The sequence below is a fragment of the Micromonospora sp. CNZ285 genome (assembly GCF_004637285.1).
Genome location: NZ_SPQD01000001.1, coordinates 2,561,414 through 2,580,776, shown reverse-complemented (window position 1 = coordinate 2,580,776; position 19,363 = coordinate 2,561,414). Strand labels below are relative to the sequence as shown.

Annotated in this window: 16 protein-coding genes and 2 riboswitches; of the genes, 14 read left to right on the top strand and 2 right to left on the bottom strand. The window is 72.9% G+C overall.

Going from position 1 to position 19,363, the window contains the following annotated elements; translation table 11 throughout:
- Nucleotides 1-88 precede the first annotated feature (88 nt).
- Together CLT75_RS11665 and CLT75_RS11660 are read left to right on the top strand one after the other, a co-directional pair.
- On the top strand, nucleotides 89-1,156 hold the full coding sequence (locus CLT75_RS11665; protein ID WP_135240827.1) for a lytic polysaccharide monooxygenase: 1,068 nt from the start codon (nucleotides 89-91) through the stop codon (nucleotides 1,154-1,156).
- 91 nt (nucleotides 1,157-1,247) lie between these two features.
- Nucleotides 1,248-1,832 carry a hypothetical protein gene (locus tag CLT75_RS11660; RefSeq protein ID WP_135240826.1) on the top strand — a complete coding sequence of 195 codons (585 nt, stop codon included), beginning with the start codon at nucleotides 1,248-1,250 and terminating at the stop codon, nucleotides 1,830-1,832.
- A gap of 69 nt (nucleotides 1,833-1,901) precedes the next feature.
- On the opposite strand, the gene CLT75_RS11655 is transcribed toward CLT75_RS11660, so the two are convergent.
- Nucleotides 1,902-2,501, bottom strand: a complete 600-nt coding sequence (locus CLT75_RS11655; protein WP_135240825.1) for a TetR family transcriptional regulator — start codon at nucleotides 2,499-2,501, stop codon at nucleotides 1,902-1,904.
- Between the two features lie 129 nt (nucleotides 2,502-2,630).
- Between CLT75_RS11655 and CLT75_RS11650 the strand changes: the two genes are divergently transcribed.
- From CLT75_RS11650 to CLT75_RS11640, 3 genes are all read left to right on the top strand, one after another.
- Nucleotides 2,631-3,821 (top strand): alkane 1-monooxygenase, encoded by a 1,191-nt coding sequence (locus tag CLT75_RS11650; protein ID WP_135240824.1) that lies wholly within the window; start codon nucleotides 2,631-2,633, stop codon nucleotides 3,819-3,821.
- A 147-nt stretch (nucleotides 3,822-3,968) separates the two neighbouring features.
- Nucleotides 3,969-5,294: a polysaccharide pyruvyl transferase family protein gene (locus CLT75_RS11645; RefSeq protein ID WP_135240823.1), complete on the top strand. Its 1,326-nt coding sequence runs from the start codon at nucleotides 3,969-3,971 to the stop codon at nucleotides 5,292-5,294.
- A 254-nt stretch (nucleotides 5,295-5,548) separates the two neighbouring features.
- Entirely contained in the window at nucleotides 5,549-7,252 is a 1,704-nt protein-coding gene (locus tag CLT75_RS11640) for a tetratricopeptide repeat protein (RefSeq protein ID WP_135240822.1), read from the top strand.
- Between the two features lie 64 nt (nucleotides 7,253-7,316).
- Here the strand turns inward: CLT75_RS11640 and CLT75_RS11635 are convergent, their stop codons facing one another.
- Nucleotides 7,317-7,757 carry a hypothetical protein gene (locus tag CLT75_RS11635; protein WP_135240821.1) on the bottom strand — a complete coding sequence of 147 codons (441 nt, stop codon included), beginning with the start codon at nucleotides 7,755-7,757 and terminating at the stop codon, nucleotides 7,317-7,319.
- Between the two features lie 170 nt (nucleotides 7,758-7,927).
- Here CLT75_RS11635 and CLT75_RS11630 point away from each other — a divergent pair, with 170 nt between their 5' ends.
- The 9 genes from CLT75_RS11630 (at nucleotide 7,928) to CLT75_RS11590 (ending at nucleotide 19,360) form a co-directional block, all read left to right on the top strand.
- Nucleotides 7,928-9,520, top strand: coding sequence for a beta-1,3-glucanase family protein (locus tag CLT75_RS11630; protein ID WP_135240820.1), 1,593 nt, complete (start codon nucleotides 7,928-7,930; stop codon nucleotides 9,518-9,520).
- 179 nt (nucleotides 9,521-9,699) lie between these two features.
- Entirely contained in the window at nucleotides 9,700-10,860 is a 1,161-nt protein-coding gene (locus CLT75_RS11625) for an alkaline phosphatase PhoX (RefSeq protein WP_135240819.1), read from the top strand.
- A 210-nt stretch (nucleotides 10,861-11,070) separates the two neighbouring features.
- Nucleotides 11,071-11,196: riboswitch (cobalamin riboswitch) on the top strand.
- A 99-nt stretch (nucleotides 11,197-11,295) separates the two neighbouring features.
- Nucleotides 11,296-12,339: a prenyltransferase/squalene oxidase repeat-containing protein gene (locus CLT75_RS11620; RefSeq protein WP_135240818.1), complete on the top strand. Its 1,044-nt coding sequence runs from the start codon at nucleotides 11,296-11,298 to the stop codon at nucleotides 12,337-12,339.
- Between the two features lie 35 nt (nucleotides 12,340-12,374).
- Nucleotides 12,375-12,860: a hypothetical protein gene (locus tag CLT75_RS11615; RefSeq protein WP_135240817.1), complete on the top strand. Its 486-nt coding sequence runs from the start codon at nucleotides 12,375-12,377 to the stop codon at nucleotides 12,858-12,860.
- 91 nt (nucleotides 12,861-12,951) lie between these two features.
- A riboswitch (cobalamin riboswitch) is annotated at nucleotides 12,952-13,069 on the top strand.
- A 137-nt stretch (nucleotides 13,070-13,206) separates the two neighbouring features.
- Entirely contained in the window at nucleotides 13,207-14,661 is a 1,455-nt protein-coding gene (locus CLT75_RS11610) for a prenyltransferase/squalene oxidase repeat-containing protein (RefSeq protein ID WP_135240816.1), read from the top strand.
- The gene (locus CLT75_RS11605) at nucleotides 14,658-15,566 is read left to right on the top strand and encodes a hypothetical protein (RefSeq protein ID WP_135240815.1); all 909 of its coding nucleotides are present in this window, start codon (nucleotides 14,658-14,660) and stop codon (nucleotides 15,564-15,566) included. The genes CLT75_RS11610 and CLT75_RS11605 overlap by 4 nt, the downstream gene beginning before the upstream one ends.
- A complete protein-coding gene (locus CLT75_RS11600) occupies nucleotides 15,559-16,803 on the top strand; it encodes a CbiQ family ECF transporter T component (protein ID WP_135240814.1) in 1,245 nt (414 codons plus the stop codon). Before CLT75_RS11605 ends, CLT75_RS11600 begins: the two co-directional genes overlap by 8 nt.
- Nucleotides 16,800-18,431 (top strand): ABC transporter ATP-binding protein, encoded by a 1,632-nt coding sequence (locus tag CLT75_RS11595; RefSeq protein ID WP_135240813.1) that lies wholly within the window; start codon nucleotides 16,800-16,802, stop codon nucleotides 18,429-18,431. Before CLT75_RS11600 ends, CLT75_RS11595 begins: the two co-directional genes overlap by 4 nt.
- The gene (locus CLT75_RS11590; RefSeq protein ID WP_135240812.1) at nucleotides 18,428-19,360 is read left to right on the top strand and encodes an ECF transporter S component; all 933 of its coding nucleotides are present in this window, start codon (nucleotides 18,428-18,430) and stop codon (nucleotides 19,358-19,360) included. Before CLT75_RS11595 ends, CLT75_RS11590 begins: the two co-directional genes overlap by 4 nt.
- Nucleotides 19,361-19,363: the final 3 nt, after the last annotated feature.

Genomic DNA, 19,363 nt, shown 5'->3' with positions numbered 1-19,363 from the left:
TGGGACGGCTTGAACCGATCGGCGTCACCTTCTCCGGGGTGGGCACCCAGCGAGGGCCACTGGGCGCCGGCGCATCCACTGGAGCATCATGAAAATCTCACGGACAGCACGCCGTCTGGGACTGGGCGCGGTCGCAGTTCTCGTCGCGTCGTTCACGATGGTCGCCGTCAACCAGGCCGGTCCGGCCTCGGCGCACGGATCGGTCACCAACCCGCCGTCACGCAACTACGGATGTTACGAGCGCTGGGGCTCCGACCACCTCAACCCCACGATGGCCCAGACCGACCCGATGTGCTGGCAGGCGTGGCAGGCCAACCCGAACACCATGTGGAACTGGAACGGCCTCTACCGCGAGAACGTCGGCGGCAACCACCAGGCCGCCGTGCCGGACGGACAGCTGTGCAGCGGCGGCCGCACCCAGGGTGGCCTGTACGCCTCGCTCGACGCGGTCGGCGCGTGGACCGCGAAGCCGATGCCGAACAACTTCACCCTCACGCTGACCGACGGCGCCAAGCACGGCGCCGACTACATGTTGATCTACATCACGAAGCAGGGTTTCGACCCGACCACCCAGCCCCTCACCTGGAACAGCCTGGAACTGGTGCTCCGCACCGGCAGCTACCCGACCACCGGGCTCTACGAGGCGCAGGTGAACGCGGGCAACCGCACCGGGCGGCACGTCGTCTACACCATCTGGCAGGCGTCCCACCTCGACCAGCCGTACTACCTCTGCAGTGACGTGATCTTCGGCGGCGGCGGCAACCCGCCGCCGACGACCCCGCCGCCCACCACGCCGCCGCCCACCACGCCGCCGCCGACGACTCCGCCGCCCACCACGCCGCCGCCGGCCGGAAACGGTGCCTGCACCGCCACCTACCGCAAGACGAACGAGTGGTCCGGTGGGTTCGGCGCCGAGGTCACCGTCCGGGCCGGCAACGCCGCCATCTCCGGATGGACGGTGGCATGGACCTGGCCCAACGGCCAGAGCATCACCAACTCCTGGAACGCGACGGTGACGTCGAGCGGGTCGTCGGTCACCGCGTCGAACGTCGCCTACAACGGTTCCCTGAGTGCCAACGCCAGCACCAGCTTCGGCTTCAACGCCTCCTGGAACGGCACCAACTCCACACCCACCCTCACCTGCACCGCTCGGTAACAGCATCCGCGGTGGGGTGGCGCGGCACGCGCCACCCCACCGTCGGTGCCCTCCGCCACCATCAGGAACCGCGATGAGGTGAAGAACGATCATGACTTCCCGGGCAGGCGTCGGCGGCTGGTACCGAAGCCGCGTCGTGTGGATCGAGGTGTGCCTGCTGGCCGCGTCGATCGGTGTGGCCGCCGTGGTCACCTCGACCACCCCGAGGACGGACCCGGCAGATCTCCGCCGGCAGATCCTGGCCCGGATGCGTACGACCCTCGAGCAGGCGGACCCGGCACATCACCAGCACGCCGGGCACACCGCCCCACAGGTGCCGGCCGGAGAGCAGGCCGCGCCGGCGATCGTCTGCGGAGTCCATGTCTACGGCCACGAGCCCACCGGGGCCGCCACCCTGGCCGACGTCCGGACGGTCTACGGCTTCCACCTCTGCGGCGTCGCCGAACAGAAGCGCCACTGGGACGGGGCGGTCAAACTCGTCGGCCCGGTGATCATGGACATGACCACCCAGCCTCCCGGCATCAAGGTGGTCGAGGCGACCGCCGACGTCAGGTTCGTCGACCGGCTACGGGAGATGTTCCCCGACAAGTACGAGGCCCTGGCACTCAGGGAGGCGTTGCCCCCGTCGGAGATGGCCGACCTGCGGCGCCGGTACGACGCCGCCGCCGGCCTCTGACCACGCCGGGATCGGCGTTCAACGGACCGCCACCCCCGCGCGTGGCGCGGGGGTGGCTGTCGCGCTCGTTCACGCGCGCGGCGGGTCCAGGAAGCGTCGTGCCAGGTCGGCGAGGGTGTCGGCGGTGTTGTCGACGGGCGCGGTCGGCAGCACGATGTGGCTGACGACCAGTCGCGCGAGGGATTCGGCGCCGACGGTGACATCATCGGGCGACACCCGGGGCAGGTGCCTGTCCGCCCACTCCCTCAGCACCGTGACGGCGGCGGCCAGGGCCAGGTCGGCGCGGGTGGTCAGGTAGGGGAGCAGGGCGTCGGTGCCTCGGGCACTGTTGAGGACGGCTTTGACCAGCGGATCGGTCCCGGCTTGCGTCAACACGAACGTGACCGCGGCGTGGACGGCGGCTCGCACGTCGCTGCCGTGGGCGGACAACGCCTCCCGCACACCGTCCATGAAGCGGTCGATCTCGCGGTGTGCGATGGCTTCGCCCAGTCCGGCCTTGTTGGTGAACTCGTTGTAGAGCGTCTGCCTGCTCACGCCCACGCGGGCCGCCACGTCGGCCATTCGTACCGCGTCCCAGCCGCGGTCGATCGCCAGGTCGCGGCCGGCCGTGATGACCGCGTCACGCAGGTGCCGGCGGGCGGTGTGGCGATAAGGCGGAGGGGCGGCCATGGTGCGCCGAGTCTACCGACTGGACACGAGCGCCTTCGGTGTCCATTGAATTGACGTTGGGTCAGATATTGTCAAGCGTGGTTATCCGTGTGACAGTCGACGCAGCGCTCGACACTCCGGAGGCGGTACATGCAGACCTCGATCGATGCTCCAGCCGCCGGTTGGCGTGACGGCAAGAAGCACCTGTGGCCGCTGGCTCTCCTCGTGCCGGTGCTGCCGTTTCTGGCGTACGCGTTATGGCGGGCCGGCGCCGGACCCGCTGCCTGGTGGCTCACCCCGGCGGTGGTCTTCGGACTCATCCCGATCATCGACGTGCTGCTCGGTGACGACGGAGAGAACCCGCCCGACGACATCGCCCGGCGGTTGCAGGAGGTCCGCTACTACCGCTGGATCACGTTCCTGTTCCTGCCGGTGCAGTACGCCGCCCTGCTGCACGGAGCATGGGTCTGGACGCGTGGCGGCCTCGGTGTCGCCGGCGCCGCCGGCCTGGTCGCCACCATCGGGATCGTCAACGGATTGGCCATCAACACCGCACACGAGCTCGGCCACAAGCGCGAGACGGTCGAGCGGTGGTTGTCGAAGATCGCGCTCGCGCCCACCGGGTACGGCCATTTCTACGTCGAGCACAACCGCGGACACCATGTCCGTGTCGCCACACCGGAGGACCCGGCCAGCGCCAGGCTGGGGGAGAGCTTCTACTCGTTCTGGCCACGTACGGTCTGGGGCGGCCTCATCTCGGCTTGGCGGCTGGAGATCGGCCGCTTCCGGCTGCGGCACAGGAGCCCGTGGACGCTGCGTAACCACCTGCTCAACGCCGGGCTCATGACCGTCGTGCTCTTCGCCCTGCTGATCGCGGTGTTCGGGTGGCGGCTCGTGCCCTTCCTGCTCCTGCAGGCGATCGTCGGCTTCTCGCTGCTGGAAGCGGTCAACTACCTCGAGCACTACGGATTGTGCCGCCGGCGCACGGCCACCGGCCGCTTCGAGAGGGTCGACCCGCGGCACAGCTGGAACAGCGACCGCGTCGTCACCAACGTGTTCCTCTTCCAGCTACAACGCCACAGCGACCACCACGCCAACCCGCTGCGCCGCTACCAGACGCTGCGCAGCTTCGACGTCTCGCCGCGACTGCCCGGAGGCTACGCCTCGATGGTGTTGCTCGCTCTCGTCCCGCCGCTGTGGTACCGGGTGATGAACCCACGGGTTCTGGCGCACTACGGCGGCGACCTGAACCTCGCCAATCGCAACCCCCGCGCCGAGGCCCGGCTGCGTCGCCGCTACGGCCGGCCTGCAGCGGACACCACAGCGGTTCACGCCGCCTGACCCGACCCGGTGCAGGTCTGACGGCACCTCTCCCTGTCGAGGCGTAGGATTTCTGTTCCTGCACGGAACGGGGCTGTGCTCGGCCGGTCGCGCCGCTTCGGCCTCGCCGGGCGCCGTGGCGTCCGGGACGAAGGGTGGACATCCCGGATGCACCAGCGGATCCTGCTGCGAGCCCGCAAGGGCCCGTTCGACGTCGTCACCGCCGAGGAGACCTACGAGCGGGACTGGATCGGCAAGAACAGCGGCAACCTGGTCTTCAGTCACGCCGCGCACAAGCTGCTGGCCACCTCGACGGCGGAGATCACCCCGTCGCGGTTCCGGGCGGACCCGCGCGATGCCGACGAGATCAACGAGAAGTACGACGTCTTCGTGATCCCGCTGGCGAACGCGTTCCGCCGCGACTACGTGAACCGGTTGACGTCGATGACCCGGCTGATCGAGCGGCTCAAGATCCCGGTGGTGGTGCTCGGGGTCGGGGTGCAGACCGACGTGGACGGCGACCGGGAGTACCTGCGCCCGATCGACGAGCCGGTGACGGCGTTCTGCCGGGCGGTGCTGGACCGATCGCACAGCATCGGCGTACGCGGCGAGATCAGCGAGAGCTACCTGCGGACGCTGGGTTTCTCCGCCGTCGAGCAGATCGGCTGCCCGTCGATGTTCCTGCACGGCGACAGCCTCCGGGTCGAGAAGGCGAAGGCGACCCTGGACACCGAGGATCGGCTCGCGTTCGTCATCTCGCCGTACGTCCGCGCGTTGGCCCCGATCGTCCGGCACCACCACCAGCGCTACCCGAACCTGCGCTACGTGGCGCAAGGGCTGTACACCCTGGGCACCCTGCTCTACGGCGACGCGCCGACGTTGCGCGGCAAGACCGACGACATGCCGATCCACACCTCACACCCGCTCTTCGTCGAGGACAAGGTGCGGATGTTCATGGACCCGTGGCCCTGGATGGAGTATCTTTCCGGATTCGACTTCGCCTTCGGCACCCGGATCCACGGCACCATCACGGCGCTGATCTCCGGCACTCCCGGGTATCTCCTCGCACACGACTCGCGCACCCTGGAACTGGCCCGCTACTTCGACATCCCGCACCGCTTGATGCGCGACGTACCGGCCGACGTCGACGCCGCCCAGCTCTACGAGGAAGCCGACTACACGGCCCTGAACGAGGGCCACAAGGAGCGCTTCGCGCGGATCACCGCGTTCCTCGCCAAGCACGACCTCGGACTGTCGTTCGCCGACGGGGACAGCGCCACCCGCTTCGACGAGCAGGTCCGCCGAACCGTCTACCCGCCGGCGGTCCGGCCGGCCTCCGCCTACACCGCCGAGGAACTGCTGACGCGCATCCAGTGGCTGCGGGACGAGAACCGGACGCTGCAGCAGAAGCTCACGGCACGCCGCGCGCAGCCACTGCGCGACCAGGTCAAGCAGGCGGTGGGCAGCCGGGTCCGCCGGATGCTGTCGCGCTGACCGTCGTACGCCTGCGCAGGCTTCGCCGGCCGCGAATCGCGAGAACTCTTCTTATTTCCATCGACCGGCATTACGCTCTGGGCCAGCCCTGAGGTGCATCACATCGGAGGTTCCTATGAGGACGATGACCATCCGTCGCACGACTGCACTCCGTCTGGTGTCCGGCGCACGCCGGCTGTGGATCGAGTGGTGCTGGTAACTGCCGGCCCGGCGGGCGCTCCCGGGCGCCCGCCCCTGCGGCGCCGGGCCCTGCGGTGACGGACGGGGCGGAGCGCTACGACTGCCACCGCGACCACGGACCGTACGCCGGGGTCTCGGCCTTCCTCGGCCGCGTCGCCGCCGACCGGCCCCGCCTGGCGGCCCGGCACGCGGTCGAACTGCACGCGATCGCTCCCCGGCTCGATCCGGCGGCCCGGCCGGCCGCCGAGGAAGAGCCGATCCGTTTCCACCCGGCCCGCCGTACCGCCTGCCTGGCCTACGGCGCGGCGGAACTCGTGGCGGCCTGGGCCGGCACGCTCCGGCGGCCGGTGACCGTCCGGTTCGATCACGTCGCCAGCGCCGACGAGACGACAGCCGAACTGCTGGACGCGCTGGCCCGACGGCTCGGGCCGGCCCCGGTGCGCCTCGACCTGCGCGACGACGGTGCCCCCGACCCGGTGCCCGACGAGCGCACCCCGCAGGCGTTGCGGCGGGCCCTGGGCGACAGCCTGGCCCGCGGCTACTACCACCACGCGGCCCGGGTCGCCCGGCGCGGGCGGGCGGCGGTCACGCCCGACGGCGACCTGCGGCACTGGTGGGCGTTCACCACCGGCCTGGCCACCGCCCTGGCGGCCCTGAACCGGGCCCCCGAGGCGCTCGACCTCTACGACGAGGCGCGGGCCGCCACCGACGATCCGAAGATCACGATGTCGGCGGCGTACGCCACCGCCATGCTGCACGCCCGGCATCTGCCGCCGGCCGACCAGGACCCGGCGCTGGCCCGGCACTGGCTGGAGCGGGCGCTGTACCTCGCCGCCGAGCTGGCCGACCCACGCCAGCGGCTGGTGTCGACGGTCTTCTACGAGCAGGGCCTGGCGCTGCTGGACAGCCGGGCCGGCCGGCCCGACCGTGCGCTGCGGCTCGTCGACGACGGGCTGGCCCGGCTGACGGCCGCGCTCGGCCCCGGCGAACGCCCGCAGGACCTGGCCCGGCTGCGCCACAACCGGGCGCAGGTGCACCTCGCGCTGGGCGACCCGGCGCGGGCGCTGGCCGACCTGGACACCGTGATCGCCCATGACCCCGACAACTGCGAGTACTACGTGGACCGCGCCGCCCTCCACCGGGCGGCGGGCCGGACCCGAGCCGCGATCAGGGACTACGACGCCGCCATCCGGCTGGGGCCGCACCTGCCCGAGGCGTACTACAACCGGGCCGTGCTCCAGCAGGAGCGAGGCCGTCCCGAGCGGGCTCGCGCCGACCTGGAGCGGGTGCTCGCCATCGAACCGGGGCACCTCGACGCCCGGATCGCCCTGGTCAACCTGCACGTGGAGCGCGGCGCGCTGGACGCCGCCGAGGCGGGTGCGAGGGCCGGGCTGGCCGGTGCTCCGCAGGAGCCCGCGCTGCTGTGCACCCTGGGCCTGGTCCTCGCCGAGCGCGGCCGGCCCGCCGAGGCCGACGAACTGCTCACCCGGGCCCTGAGTGGGGACCCCGAGCTGGTGGAGGCGTGGACGAACCGGGCGGCCACCCGGTTCGAGCGCGGCGACGTGGCCGCCGCGCTCGCCGACCTGGACCGGGCGGTGGCGCTGTCGGAGGCTCCCGTGCCGCGCTACAACCGGGGTACGGCCCTGGCCCGGCTGGGCCGGTGGGACGAGGCGGCCCGCGACTTCGCCCAGGCGCTCGCCCAGCCCGGCCTGGACCGCGCCCTGCGCCGGGATCTGCGCGCGGAACTCACCAGGTGCCGCCGCGCGCTGGCCGTCTGACCCGGCCCGGCCGGGGAGCCGGCGCTCATCGTGCGCCGGCCCCGGTCCGGGGGAGGAAGCGGGTTCAGCAGCCCTGGCGGCGGCTGTAGATCTGGTGGCGCTCACCGGCCCATCCGATGTAGCCGACCGCCTCGACGCAGTAGTTCGCCGTACCGGTGACGGCGACCGGGCCGGCGTAATAGCTGAAGTCACCGGAATTGGTGTCCGCGCCGCCCGACCGGGTGCAGTGCGCGCCCTCGCCCGACCGCTCCGCGCAGCGGTAGATCTGCACGAAGGTGGGCGCCGACTTCCCGTACGCCGCGCCGCGGTGGTAGAAGCAGGCGCTGTTGGTGCCGCCGTTGCTGCTGTTGTAGTAGATCACCAGTTCACCGAGCCCGGACGACTGCACCTGGCTGTAGGTGATGGTCCCCGAGCAGGAGCCGGCCGCCTGGGCGGCAGGGGCGCCGACCGTCAGGCCCGCCGCGACGGTCACCAGCGCGGTCAGCGCCGAAAGCATGCGTTTCATGAACCTACCCACCCAATCCACAGTCGACTGTTCCGGAGTGGATCTTAATCAACCGGTGACCTTCGCCGTGGCCCTGATCCATAGGCAACCACCTATTGACAAACAATATTAACAATTGGACCCTGCTGAGAGAGCGCTCTCCCGTCCCCTGTCTCCCGCGAGGTGTCGCCATGCGTCTCCGAAGAAAGCTGCTCGCCGCCGCGTCCGCCCTGCTCGCCGGGCTCACCGGCGCCGTCGTCGCCACGCCCGCCCAGGCGGTCGGACCGGCGTTGCTGCCGGTCACCGTCACCAACACCACCGGCCGCAGCGACCCGGTCTACCTCTACGTCATCGGCGTCCAGCTGTCCTCCGGCCGGCTCGGCTACGTCACCTCCGGCGGCGCCTTCGTACCGTGGACCGGCGGGCAGCTCCCGCCGTCGCCCGCGCCGGACGTCTCCATACCGGGCCCCGGCAACGGCGGCAGCACCACGATCCAGTTCCCCCGCGGCTTCTCCGGCCGGGCCTACTTCTCCCTCGGGCAGAAGCTGAAGTTCTTCCTCACCCCGGACGGACTGGTGCAGCCCGCGCCCTGGGCGGCCGGTGACGCGAACCGCGACATCCTGTTCGACTGGAGCGAGTTCACCTACAACGACTCCGGGCTGTGGCTCAACAGCTCCCAGGTCGACATGTTCGCGATCCCGCACGCGGTCACCGTGACCGGTGCCAACGGCGTCACCAAGCGCACCGGCGACGTGGTGGCCAACGGACGCAACGCGGTCATCGACGGGATCCGGGCGCAGCCGGGCTGGGCCGGCACCGTCCACACCCGCTCCGACGGGACGGTGCTGCGCGTCCTGGCTCCGGGCAAGGCGGCCGGGGCCGGCCTGCTCAGCACCACGTACCTGGACTCGTACATCGCGTCCGCGTGGAACGCGTACACCACGAAGACCCTGACCGTGGCGCCCTTCGCCGACCAGCCCGCAATCCGGTACTACGGCCGTACCTCGGGCAATACCATGACCTTCACCAACGGCAGCGGCCAGGTCGTCGCCTCCTTCAACCGGCCCTCCTCGGCCAGCGTCTGGGGCTGCGACGGCGACCTGCCCGCGCCGAACGACCAGGTGGTCGGCCCGATCTCGCGTACACTCTGCGCCGCCCTCAACCGCGGCACGCTCGGCACCATCGACACCCAGCCCAGCACGAACGCCGCCGACTTCTACCGCAGCAACCCCACCAACCAGTACGCCCGCCTGATCCACGCCAACATGACCGACGGCCGGGCGTACGCGTTCGCCTTCGACGACGTCGGCGGATTCGAGTCGCTGGTGCACGACGGCGACCCCCGTTCGGCCGGACTGATCCTCAGCCCGTTCACCGGCGGTGGCGGCGGCACCCCGACCACCGGGGTGCCAGTGGTCAGCAACTGGAACAACAAGTGCATCGACGTGCCGAGCTCCAACTTCGTCGACCGCGCGCCGCTGCAGATGTGGAACTGCAACAACACCAACGCGCAGAAGTGGACGTTCAGCGGTACGGCGCTCAAGAGCCAGAACAACAAGTGCATGGACATCGACGCCGGGTCCACCGCGAACGGGGCGGCGGTGCAGCTCTACACCTGCAACGGCACCGGCGCCCAGCAGTTCACCCTGAACGCGGCCGGCGACCTGGTCAATCTCCAGGCCGGAAAGTGCGTCGACATCAAGGACTGGAACGGCAACGACGGCGCGAGGCTCCAGCTCTGGGACTGCGGGGGCACCGCCAACCAGAAGTGGCGCAAGGGCTGATCCGCCATGCGAACGGTGGCGGGGGCCGACCGCGAGTCGCTCCCGCCACCGGCAGGGCGACGGACGAGACGGCCGGTGACACGACGTCGCGCACCGAGGCGTCCATCGACGTTCATCCAACAGATCGATGTGCGTAAGCTCCGCCCGGTCAGATCTGGGGAACCTACCGAGGAGGTTCCATGGATCGTCGAGCAATGCTGCGGGCCGCGGTCGTCGGTGCGGGCGCTGTCGCGCTGCCGTTCACCGCGTGGTCGGCGGCGTACGGAGCCCCGGCGCAGAACGCGGCGGGGCCCTACGGTGGGCTCCAGCCCGCCGACGCCAACGGCATCCAGTTGCCGGCCGGCTTCACCAGCTCGGTCGTCGCGCGATCCCGTCGGACGGTGCCGGGGACGTCGTACACCTGGCACGACGCTCCGGACGGTGGCGCCGTGTTCCCGAACGGCACCGGCTGGATCTACGTGTCGAACTCGGAGGTGTCAGCCGGGGCGGGCGGCGGTGCCTCGCGCCTCGTCTTCGACTCCAGCGGTGCCGTGATCGGGGCGTCGCGGATCCTCTCCGGCACCAACAACAACTGCGCCGGCGGGAAGACGCCGTGGAACACGTGGCTCTCCTGCGAGGAGGTGTCCCTGGGCCGGGTCTTCGAGACGTACCCCCTCGGCGGGACCGCCGTGGCGCGTCCCGCGCTGGGACGGTTCAAGCACGAGGCGGCCGCGGCCGACCCGGTCCGCCGGGTCGTCTACCTGACCGAGGACGAGACCGACGGCAAGTTCTACCGGTTCGTGCCGACCACCTGGGGCGACCTCTCCGCCGGAACCCTCCAGGTCTTCCGCGCCGGTACGGCGACCTCCGGCACGTTCACCTGGGCCACGGTGCCCGATCCGGACGGCTCGCCCACCCCGACCCGGCAGCAGGTGTCCGGCGCGAAGACGTTCAACGGCGGCGAGGGCTGTCACTACGCGGATGACACCGTCTGGTTCACCACGAAGGGCGACAACCGCGTCTGGCAGGTCAACCTGGCTGCCGGCACGTACGAGCTCGCCTACGACGACAACCTGGTCAGTCCGGGCACCCCTCCGCTGACCGGGGTCGACAACATCACCGGATCCACTGCCGGTGACCTGTACGTCGCCGAGGACGGCGGGAACATGGAGATCTGCATGATCACGCCCGACGACAAGATCTCGGTCTTCCTGCGGATCACCGGACAGAGCGGTTCGGAGATCACCGGGCCGGCGTTCACCCCGGCCGGGGACCGGCTGTACTTCTCGTCGCAACGCGGCACGACCGGCTCGTCCTCCGGCGGCATCACCTACTGCGTCACCGGGCCGTTCCGCCGATGACCGGCTCGCGGCCCCGCTGACCGCGACCCCACGGTGAAGGACGCCCGGTGAAGAGCGGGCGTCCTTCGCCGGCGCGCCTCACCCGCACGCGCCGGGACGACGTCTCGGCGCCGGGATGTGAAACCGCCGGCTCCGCCGGCCGTCACGGCACGTGGCCGGCTCCTGGCGCATTGACATCGGCGCTCCGGCCACAGCAGACTGTCGCGACAACTGAACCACCGCGTGTACGTGCGGGGGAAGACCGGTCGAAATCCGGCGCTGGCCCGCAACGGTAGGCCGCCCAGAGAAAACTCTGCGGCGGCGAGCCCGAATACCCGTCGTACGCGTGCACCCGCTCCCCACCCGTCGTGGCCCACGGGTCGGAGTCCCGGTCGACGCGGCGTTGCCGCGGTCGTCCGGGCTTTCGACGACCGCCGGGCCGGAAAGGCGCTTCCGATGGTCGTCCGCCGAAGCCGGCACCGCCTGCTCGCGCTCCTGTGCGGCGTACTCGCCGCCCTCACCCTCACCACACCGGCCGTCGCCGCCCCCGAGCGCGCCGGCGTCACCCGCCCGGAGGCCGCCGGCGGCTGGCTCGCCCGGCAACTCGTCGACGGCGAACGCTTCGAGGCGGTCTTCGACGGTGTCGCCTACCCCGACCAGGGGCTGACCCTCGACGCCGTGTTCGCCTTCGCCGCCACCGGCGTCGCCGACGACCACGGCGCCGACGCGCTGGCCTGGGTCACCAGGCCCGACATCCGCGACGGCTACCTCGGCGACGGCGTCTCCGAGGCGTACGCGGGCGCGACCGCCAAGCTCGCCCTCGCCGTGCAGGTGCGCGGCGGCGACCCCACCGACGTCGGCGGGGTGGACCTGATCGCCCGGCTGCGCTCGCTCCAGACGCCGGCCGGCCGGTTCAGCGACCGGTCCGCGTACGGCGACTACAGCAACGCGTTCAGCCAGTCCTTCGCGCTGCTGGCGCTGGATCGTACGGCGGCCGGGGCGCCGCCGGCGGCGGCGGCCTGGCTGGCCGGCACCCGGTGCCCGGACGGCGGCTACCCGCTGCTGCCCGCGCAACCGGTCTGCACGTCCGACGTGGACGCCACCGCGCTCGTGACGCAGGCGCTGCGCGCCGCGGACCGTCCGGCCGACGCCGCCGCCGGGCTGCGCTGGCTGGTGTCCGTTCAGCGTGCCGACGGCGGCTTCGCCAACGCGGCCGGCACGCCGAACGCCAACAGCACCGGCCTCGCCGCGCAGGCCCTGCGCGACGGCCACCGGCCGCCGGCCTGGGCGCGGGCCCGGGCATTCCTCGCCGGGCTCCAGGTCGGCTGCGCCGGGGCGCCGGCCGACCGGGGCGCCGTCGACTTCGACGGCGGCGGCTTCGACCCGGCCACCGCACCCCGGGCCACCGCCCAGGCCGTCCTCGGTCTCACCGGGATCGGGTACGCCCGTCTGTCCGCCGCCGGCGCCGACCCCGGCGCACCGGCGCTCGCCTGCCCGTGAACCGCCTCGCCGCTCATCCGATCACAGGAGGATCCGTGTTCCGTCATCGTTCCACCGCCCGTAGCTGGTTGGCCGGCCTGCTGGCCGCCGTCGTGGCCGGCGTCGCGCTGACCGCAGTCGAACCCGCGCCCCGGGCGGCGCACGCCGCCGCCTGCGCCGGCACCTCGGGAGTCACGGTGGTCGTCGACTTCGCCGCGCTCGGCGGCGGCGTCCAGGTCGCCTGTGCGCCGGGCGATCCGGCCACCGGCCTGGCCGCGCTCCAGGCCGCCGGCTTCACCGTCACCGGCACGGCCCGCTGGGGCCTGGCCTTCGTCTGCCGGATCAACGGCAAGCCCACCGCCGCGACCGAGCCGTGCGTCAACACCCCGCCGGCCACCGCGTACTGGTCGTACTGGCATGCGTCCAGCGGCGGCTCCTGGTCCTACAGCACGTCGGGGGCGACCGGCTACAACCCCGCGCCGGGCAGTGTCGAGGGCTGGTCCTTCGGCGCCGGCGCCCCGCCGAGCATCGCCGCTCCCTAGGTGTGACCAGCGGCGCACCGGGTGCCGGCAGCTGCTCTGGCGTCGTCGCGCGCCCGGGCGGTACGGTGTCGGCACCCGGTGCGCCGGGCACACAACTGCATACGTCCCGTGTGGGGGGAAGCCGGTTCGAAGCCGGCGCTGACCCGCAACCGTGAGCGAGAGTCCCCCTTTCGCGAGCCGGAATGCCCCGCCCGGGACGAGCGGCTTCCACTGTCGAGGTCTACAGGGTGAAGTCCGGGCCGCCGAGGTCCGACCACCCCGCCCACCGCAGCACGCGGAGCGGGGTGTCCGTTTCTCGGGGTGCTTTCCGGAGGTTTCACCGACCGCTCTGCGAAAGGCACCCCTGATGCCCCTGTCCCGGCGTCTCACCACCGGTCTCGGTATGGCCACGGTGACGGCTCTCGCCGTGATCACCGGCGCCCCGCCGGCCGTTGTCGCGGCACCCGCCCCGGCCCACGTCACCGCCGCCCGCGACGCCGCGTCCTGGCTGGCCGGCGAGTTCACCGACGGTTCGCTGCCCGGCCCGTTCACCCCCGAGGACTGGGGGCTGACCATCGACGGCCTGGTCGCGCTGTCCGCCACCGGCGTCGACGCGCCGACCCGGCAGGCGGCGACCGCGCAGGTCGCCAGACACGTACGCTCCTACAACAGCTACGACGACTGGGGCATCGAGGGCTTCACCGACGGCGGGGCCACCGCCAAACTGCTCTACGCCGCAGTCGCCGCCGACGCGGACCCCACCGACTTCGGCGGCTACGACCTGCGGGCGGAAACCCTGTCGCTGATCGCCACGGCCGACGCCGGACACCAGCGGGGACGGATCACCAGCCGTACCACCGCCGACAGCGGCCCGGACGCCAGCAACACCTTCGACCAGTCCTTCGCCGTGCTCGGCCTGGCCCGCAGCGGCGACCTGCCACACGACACTGTGGACTTCCTGGTCCGGCAGCAGTGCGCGGCAGGTGGCTTCCGGCTCTACCCGGACGCCGCCGACGGGCCGTCGCCGTCCTGCGACGACCAACCCGGCGCCACCCTCGACGTCGACTCGACAGCGATGGCCGTGCAGGCGTTGCTGACCGCCGCCGAGGACGGCGCCACCGGCGCCAGCGCCGCCGCCCGCAAGGGCGCCGACTGGCTCGTCACCCAGCAGCACACCGACGGCTCCTTCGGCGGCTCCGGACCCACCACCGGCGCGAACTCCAACAGCACCGGCCTGGCCGGGCAGGCCCTCGCCGCCGCCGGCCGCGACGACGAGGCCGCCCGCGCGGCGAAGGCCCTGGCCGCGCTGCAGCTCACCACGGGCAACGGCGGGGCGGCCTCCGCCGACGCCGGCGCGATCGCCTACAACACCGACGGCTTCACGGCCGCCGCCGCGGCCGGGATCACCGACACCGACCGGGACCAGTGGCGCCGGGCCACCGCGCAGGCCCTGCTCGGGCTGGCCCAGGTCCCGCTGGGCCGGATCGGCCTCGACCCGCCGCCCACGCCGCACCCCACCCCGACCGGCACGGCCACGCCCACCGCGCCGTCCACGCCCACCGCGTCTCCCACGCTCACCACGTCGCCTCCACCGACCGGCACCGCCGGCCCGGCGCCGAGCGTGACCAGCCCTCCCGCGACACCCGCGCCCACGACCGCGGCGCCGACCACCGCAGCTCCGCCGAGCACGACCCCGGCCGCATCAGGGCTGGGCGGGCTGCCGACGACCGGCGCGGCGATCGGCAGCTACCTGCTGATCGCGCTGCTGCTGATCGGTGGCGGAGTGACACTGCTCGTGCTCGGCCGACGGCGGGCGGGATGAGCCTCCGCGCCGCCCGCGGCGCGCTGGCCGTCGCCCTGGTCACCGCCTGCACCACGATCGGACCGGGCAGTCCTGCGGTGGCCGCCGGGTCGGCCGGCTACTGCCCGGACGCCTCCGGGGTGACCGTCGTGGTGGACTTCCACGAACTCGGCGGCGGAACGGTGGTGCGCTGCGCCCCGGGCGCCCAGGCCACCGGCCTCGCGGCGCTCAAGAACGCGGGCTTCCCGATCACCGGAACCCTGCGCTGGGGTGAGGGGTTCATCTGCCGGATCGACGGCAAGCCGTCGGCCGCGACGGAGAAGTGCGTCGACACGCCGCCTGCGAGCGCCTACTGGTCGTACTGGCACGCCCCGAACGGCGGCAGCTGGACGTACAGCGACAAGGGTGTGCTCAACCGCAAGCCGGCGGCGGGCAGCTTCGAGGGCTGGTCGTTCTCCCTCAACCGCAACGCCGATGACGCGCCTCGTCCCGGCGTCGCGCCGAAACGCCCCGCCCCGCCACCGCCACCACCGCCGCCCCCTACGCCGCCGCCCACCGGCGGCGGGCCGGCGGCGCCACCACCGGCCGGAGGACCCGTCGTACCGCCGCCGGTCGCCGGTGGCCGGCCCGGCGAGCCCACCCGGCCGGCCGGCACCTCCGGCCCGCCGGCCGCCGTCAGCCCGCCGGCCTCCGCCGGCACGTCACCGACGGCCGGTACGCCGACCCTGGCGGCGACGCCGGGTGCCGCCACCGGCACGGCACCGCAGGGCTCCTCCGACGAGCCGGTGGTGACGGATGTCGCCGCGTCCCGTGACGACGACGGTCTGCCGCTGGGCACGATCGCCGGGGTGCTGCTGCTCGCCGTGCTCGCCACCGGCGCCCTGGTCGCGGCCCGACGACGGCGTGCCGGCGACCCGGATGACTGACGCCACGGTCACCGGGTCGCGGACGGCTGACGCCGGTCGTCTGCCGGGCCGGTGGCCGGTGTGGTGGCTACCCCGGGGGCTGCACCCGGGCGCATGGTGGCTGTGGGCGCTCGGCCTGGCCACCGCGGCCAGCCACACCACGAATCCGCTGCCGCTGGCCCTGCTCGTCGCGGTCGCCGGTCTGGTGGTGGTGCGCCGCCGGGGTGACGCGCCGTGGGCGTTGGCGTTCCGCATGTACGTCTGGCTCGGCGCGGTGATCGTCACGATGCGCGTCGTGTTCCGGATCGTGTTCGGCGGCGGCCAGGGCGAGCACATCCTGGTCCGGCTGCCGGAGATCCCGCTGCCCGAGTGGGCGGCGGGCATCCGCCTGTTCGGACCGGTCGCCGTCGAGCAGATCCTCGGTGGCTTCTACGACGGGCTGCGGCTGGCGACGATGCTGATCTGCCTCGGTGCCGCGAACGCCCTGGCCAACCCGAAACGGCTGCTCAAGGCCGTACCCGGAGCGCTGTACGCGGTCGGCACCGCCATCGTGGTCGCGTTGTCGGTCGCCCCGCAGCTGGTGGAGAGCGTGCTACGGGTGCGCCGGGCCCGTCGGCTGCGCGGTGCGTCCGGCCGGGGGATGCGGGCGCTGCGCGGGATCGCCCTGCCGGTGCTGGCCGACGCGTTGGACCGGTCCCTGGCCCTCGCGGCGGCGATGGACGCCCGTGGTTACGGCCGCACCGCGTCGGTGCCCGCCGGGCAGCGAACCGTCACCGGCGCGCTCGTCCTCGGCGGGCTGGTCGGCGTCTGCGCCGGCACCTACGGGCTGCTCGACACCGCCGCACCCGGCTACCTGGGGCTGCCGATACTCCTGGCCGGACTGACCGCCGCCGTGGTCGGCATGCTGCTGGCCGGCCGCCGGGTCCGCCGCAGCCGGTACCGACCGGACCGCTGGCGCCCGGCCGAACTGCTCGTGGCCGGCTGCGGGGTGGCCGCCGCGGCGCTGACCATGCTCGCCGGCTCGGTGGACCCGGAACTGCTCTACCCGCCGGTCAGCCCGCTCACCTGGCCCCAGCTGACCCCGCTGATGCTTCTCGCTGTCGGCGTCGCGGCGGCACCCGCCTGGCTGGCGCCGCCACCACCGCCGACGGCACGTGCCGGACGCCCGCCGGCGGTGGACCGGCCGATCCCCGTCACGGACGCGCCGGCAGACGGAGGACGCGCCGCGGCGGCGACGACACCGGGAGACCGTCCATGATCACCTTCGACCGGGTCACCGTCCACTACGCCGAGGGCGGCCCACCACCGTTGCGGGACGTGACGCTCCGCATCGAGGAGGGCGAACTCTGCCTGGTCGCGGGTCGTACCGGTGCCGGAAAGTCGACGCTGCTGCGGGCCATCAACGGTCTCGTCCCGCACTTCACCGGCGGCACCCTGTACGGCGCCGTCACCGTCGACGGCAGGGACACCCGCACGCACCCGCCGCGTGATCTCGCCGACGTCGTCGGCGTGGTCGGCCAGGACCCGCTGGCCGGCTTCGTCACCGACACCGTCGAGGAGGAACTGGCGTACGGGATGGAGCAGCTCGCCCTGTCACCCGCGGTGATGCGCAAGCGGGTGGAGGAGACGCTGGACCTGCTCGGCATCGCCGACCTGCGCGACCGGCCTCTGCGGACGCTGTCCGGCGGGCAGCAACAGCGGGTCGCCATCGGCGCGGTGCTCACCGCGCACCCCCGGGTGCTGGTGCTCGACGAACCCACCTCCGCGCTGGACCCCACCGCCGCGGAGGACGTGCTCGCCACCGTCACCCGGCTGGTGCACGACCTCGGAGTGACAGTGGTCCTGGCCGAGCACCGGCTGGAGCGCGTCCTGCAGTACGCCGACCGGCTGCTGTACCTGCCCGGCGACGGCCACGTCCACGACGGGACACCGGCGACCGGGCTGGCCCACATCGACATCGCGCCACCCCTGATCGAGCTGGGCCGCCTCGCCGGCTGGACACCGCTGCCGCTGTCGGTCCGTGACGCCCGCCGACGGGCGTCCGACCTCCGGCGCCGGCTCGCCGGCATGGAGCCGCCGCCGGTCCCGGCGGGCGCGGACACCGGTCCCACGCTGACCGCGCGGAAGATCGTCGTACGGTACCCGGGGACCGTCGCGGTGGCCGGCGTCGACCTCGATCTGCGCGCCGGCCGGGTCGTCGCGTTGATGGGCCGCAACGGATCCGGCAAGTCCAGCCTGCTCTGGGCGGTGCAGGGCAGCGGCCCCCGCCACGGCGGCACCGTCGCGGTGACCGGGCCGGAGGGCACCGTCGACCCGAAGGCCCTGCCTGCCGGTCAGGCCCGCCGGCACGTCGGCCTCGTCCCGCAGAACTCCGGCGACCTGCTCTACCTGGAGACCGTCGACGCGGAGTGCGCCCAGGCCGACCGGGAGACCGGCGTACCGGCCGGCACCTGCCGGGCGCTGGTGGACCAGATCGTCCCCGGACTGCCCGGCGACCGGCACCCCCGGGACCTGTCCGAGGGACAGCGGCTGGCCCTCGCGCTCGCCGTGCAGCTCACCGCCGCTCCGCCGGTGGTCCTGCTCGACGAGCCGACCCGCGGCCTGGACTACCACGCCAAGCGGCAGTTCACCGCCGTCGTCCGGATGCTGGCCGGCAGCGGCCGGGCCGTGGTGGTCGCCACCCACGACGTCGAACTCGTCGCCACTCTCGCCGACCGGGTGATCGTGATGGCCGAGGGGGAGATCGTCTCCGACGGCACCACCGCAGAGGTCATGCTCGCCTCGCCGGCGTTCGCGCCGCAGGTGGCCAAGGTCCTCGCCCCCGCGCCCTGGCTGACAGTGGAACAGGTCGCCGCCGCGCTCACCCCCACCAGGGCACCGGCATGAGCGTGCTGCGGGTCGCCCCGCGTACCGCTGTGGTGCTGACCCTCGCCTCGGCCGCCGCGCTGGCCACCTTCACCTGGCCCTTCTTCGTCCCCGCCGACCCGGAGACCACCGCCCGCACCGGCGAGGCGCCGCTGGTCTTCATCGTCATGCTGCCGGTACTCGTGGCACTCGTCCTCGCCGAACTCACCTCCGGCGGGATCGACAGCAAAGCCCTGGCGATGCTCGGCGTACTCGCGGCCGTCAACGCCGCCCTGCGCCCCCTGGGCGCGGGGACGGCGGGCATCGAGACGGTGTTCTTCCTGCTCGTCCTCGCCGGCAGGGTCTTCGGGCCCGGGTTCGGGTTCCTGCTCGGCGCCACGTCGCTGTTCGCCTCCGCTCTGCTCACCGCAGGCGTCGGGCCGTGGCTGCCGTTCCAGATGCTCTGCGCCGCATGGATCGGCCTCGGCGCCGGCCTGCTCCCGGCCCGGCTGCGCGGCCGGGCCGAGGTCGCGGTCCTGGCCGGGTACGGGGTGCTCGCCGCCTACGGCTACGGCCTGCTGATGAACCTGTGGTTCTGGCCGTTCAGCGTCGGCGCGGACACCCAGCTGTCCTACGTCGCCGGCGCCCCCGTCCTGGAGAATCTGCACCGCCTCGCCCTGTTCACCGCCGTCACCTCCACCTTCGGCTGGGACACCGGCCGCGCGATCACCACCGCCGTGGCGATCGTCCTCGCCGGTCCGGCCGTCCTCGCCGCGCTGCGCCGCGCCGTCCGGAGGGCCGCGTTCGGCGCGCCGGTCACCTTCGCCGCGGCGTCCGACCCGCCCGCGCCCCGGGCGGAGGGGGACGACGCGACGATGCCCGGCATCCCGCAGTCCTCCTCGCCGGCGACGGAGGGAGTCGGCTCACCGCGGACTTCGCGACCACCGGGCCTTCGGGTGGAGCGCCCGTGAGGA

Bases quoted from the DNA above. Each gene is read 5' to 3' on its own strand.
- CLT75_RS11660 (WP_135240826.1), top strand. From the start codon at position 1,248: ATGACTTCCCGGGCAGGCGTCGGCGGCTGGTACCGAAGCCGCGTCGTG.
- CLT75_RS11645 (WP_135240823.1), top strand. From the start codon at position 3,969: ATGCACCAGCGGATCCTGCTGCGAGCCCGCAAGGGCCCGTTCGACGTC.
- CLT75_RS11590 (WP_135240812.1), top strand. From the start codon at position 18,428: ATGAGCGTGCTGCGGGTCGCCCCGCGTACCGCTGTGGTGCTGACCCTC.
- CLT75_RS11635 (WP_135240821.1), bottom strand. From the start codon at position 7,757: ATGAAACGCATGCTTTCGGCGCTGACCGCGCTGGTGACCGTCGCGGCG.
- CLT75_RS11605 (WP_135240815.1), top strand. From the start codon at position 14,658: ATGAGCCTCCGCGCCGCCCGCGGCGCGCTGGCCGTCGCCCTGGTCACC.
- CLT75_RS11595 (WP_135240813.1), top strand. From the start codon at position 16,800: ATGATCACCTTCGACCGGGTCACCGTCCACTACGCCGAGGGCGGCCCA.
- CLT75_RS11620 (WP_135240818.1), top strand. From the start codon at position 11,296: ATGGTCGTCCGCCGAAGCCGGCACCGCCTGCTCGCGCTCCTGTGCGGC.
- CLT75_RS11625 (WP_135240819.1), top strand. From the start codon at position 9,700: ATGGATCGTCGAGCAATGCTGCGGGCCGCGGTCGTCGGTGCGGGCGCT.
- CLT75_RS11655 (WP_135240825.1), bottom strand. From the start codon at position 2,501: ATGGCCGCCCCTCCGCCTTATCGCCACACCGCCCGCCGGCACCTGCGT.
- CLT75_RS11665 (WP_135240827.1), top strand. From the start codon at position 89: ATGAAAATCTCACGGACAGCACGCCGTCTGGGACTGGGCGCGGTCGCA.
- CLT75_RS11650 (WP_135240824.1), top strand. From the start codon at position 2,631: ATGCAGACCTCGATCGATGCTCCAGCCGCCGGTTGGCGTGACGGCAAG.
- CLT75_RS11630 (WP_135240820.1), top strand. From the start codon at position 7,928: ATGCGTCTCCGAAGAAAGCTGCTCGCCGCCGCGTCCGCCCTGCTCGCC.
- CLT75_RS11600 (WP_135240814.1), top strand. From the start codon at position 15,559: ATGACTGACGCCACGGTCACCGGGTCGCGGACGGCTGACGCCGGTCGT.
- CLT75_RS11610 (WP_135240816.1), top strand. From the start codon at position 13,207: ATGCCCCTGTCCCGGCGTCTCACCACCGGTCTCGGTATGGCCACGGTG.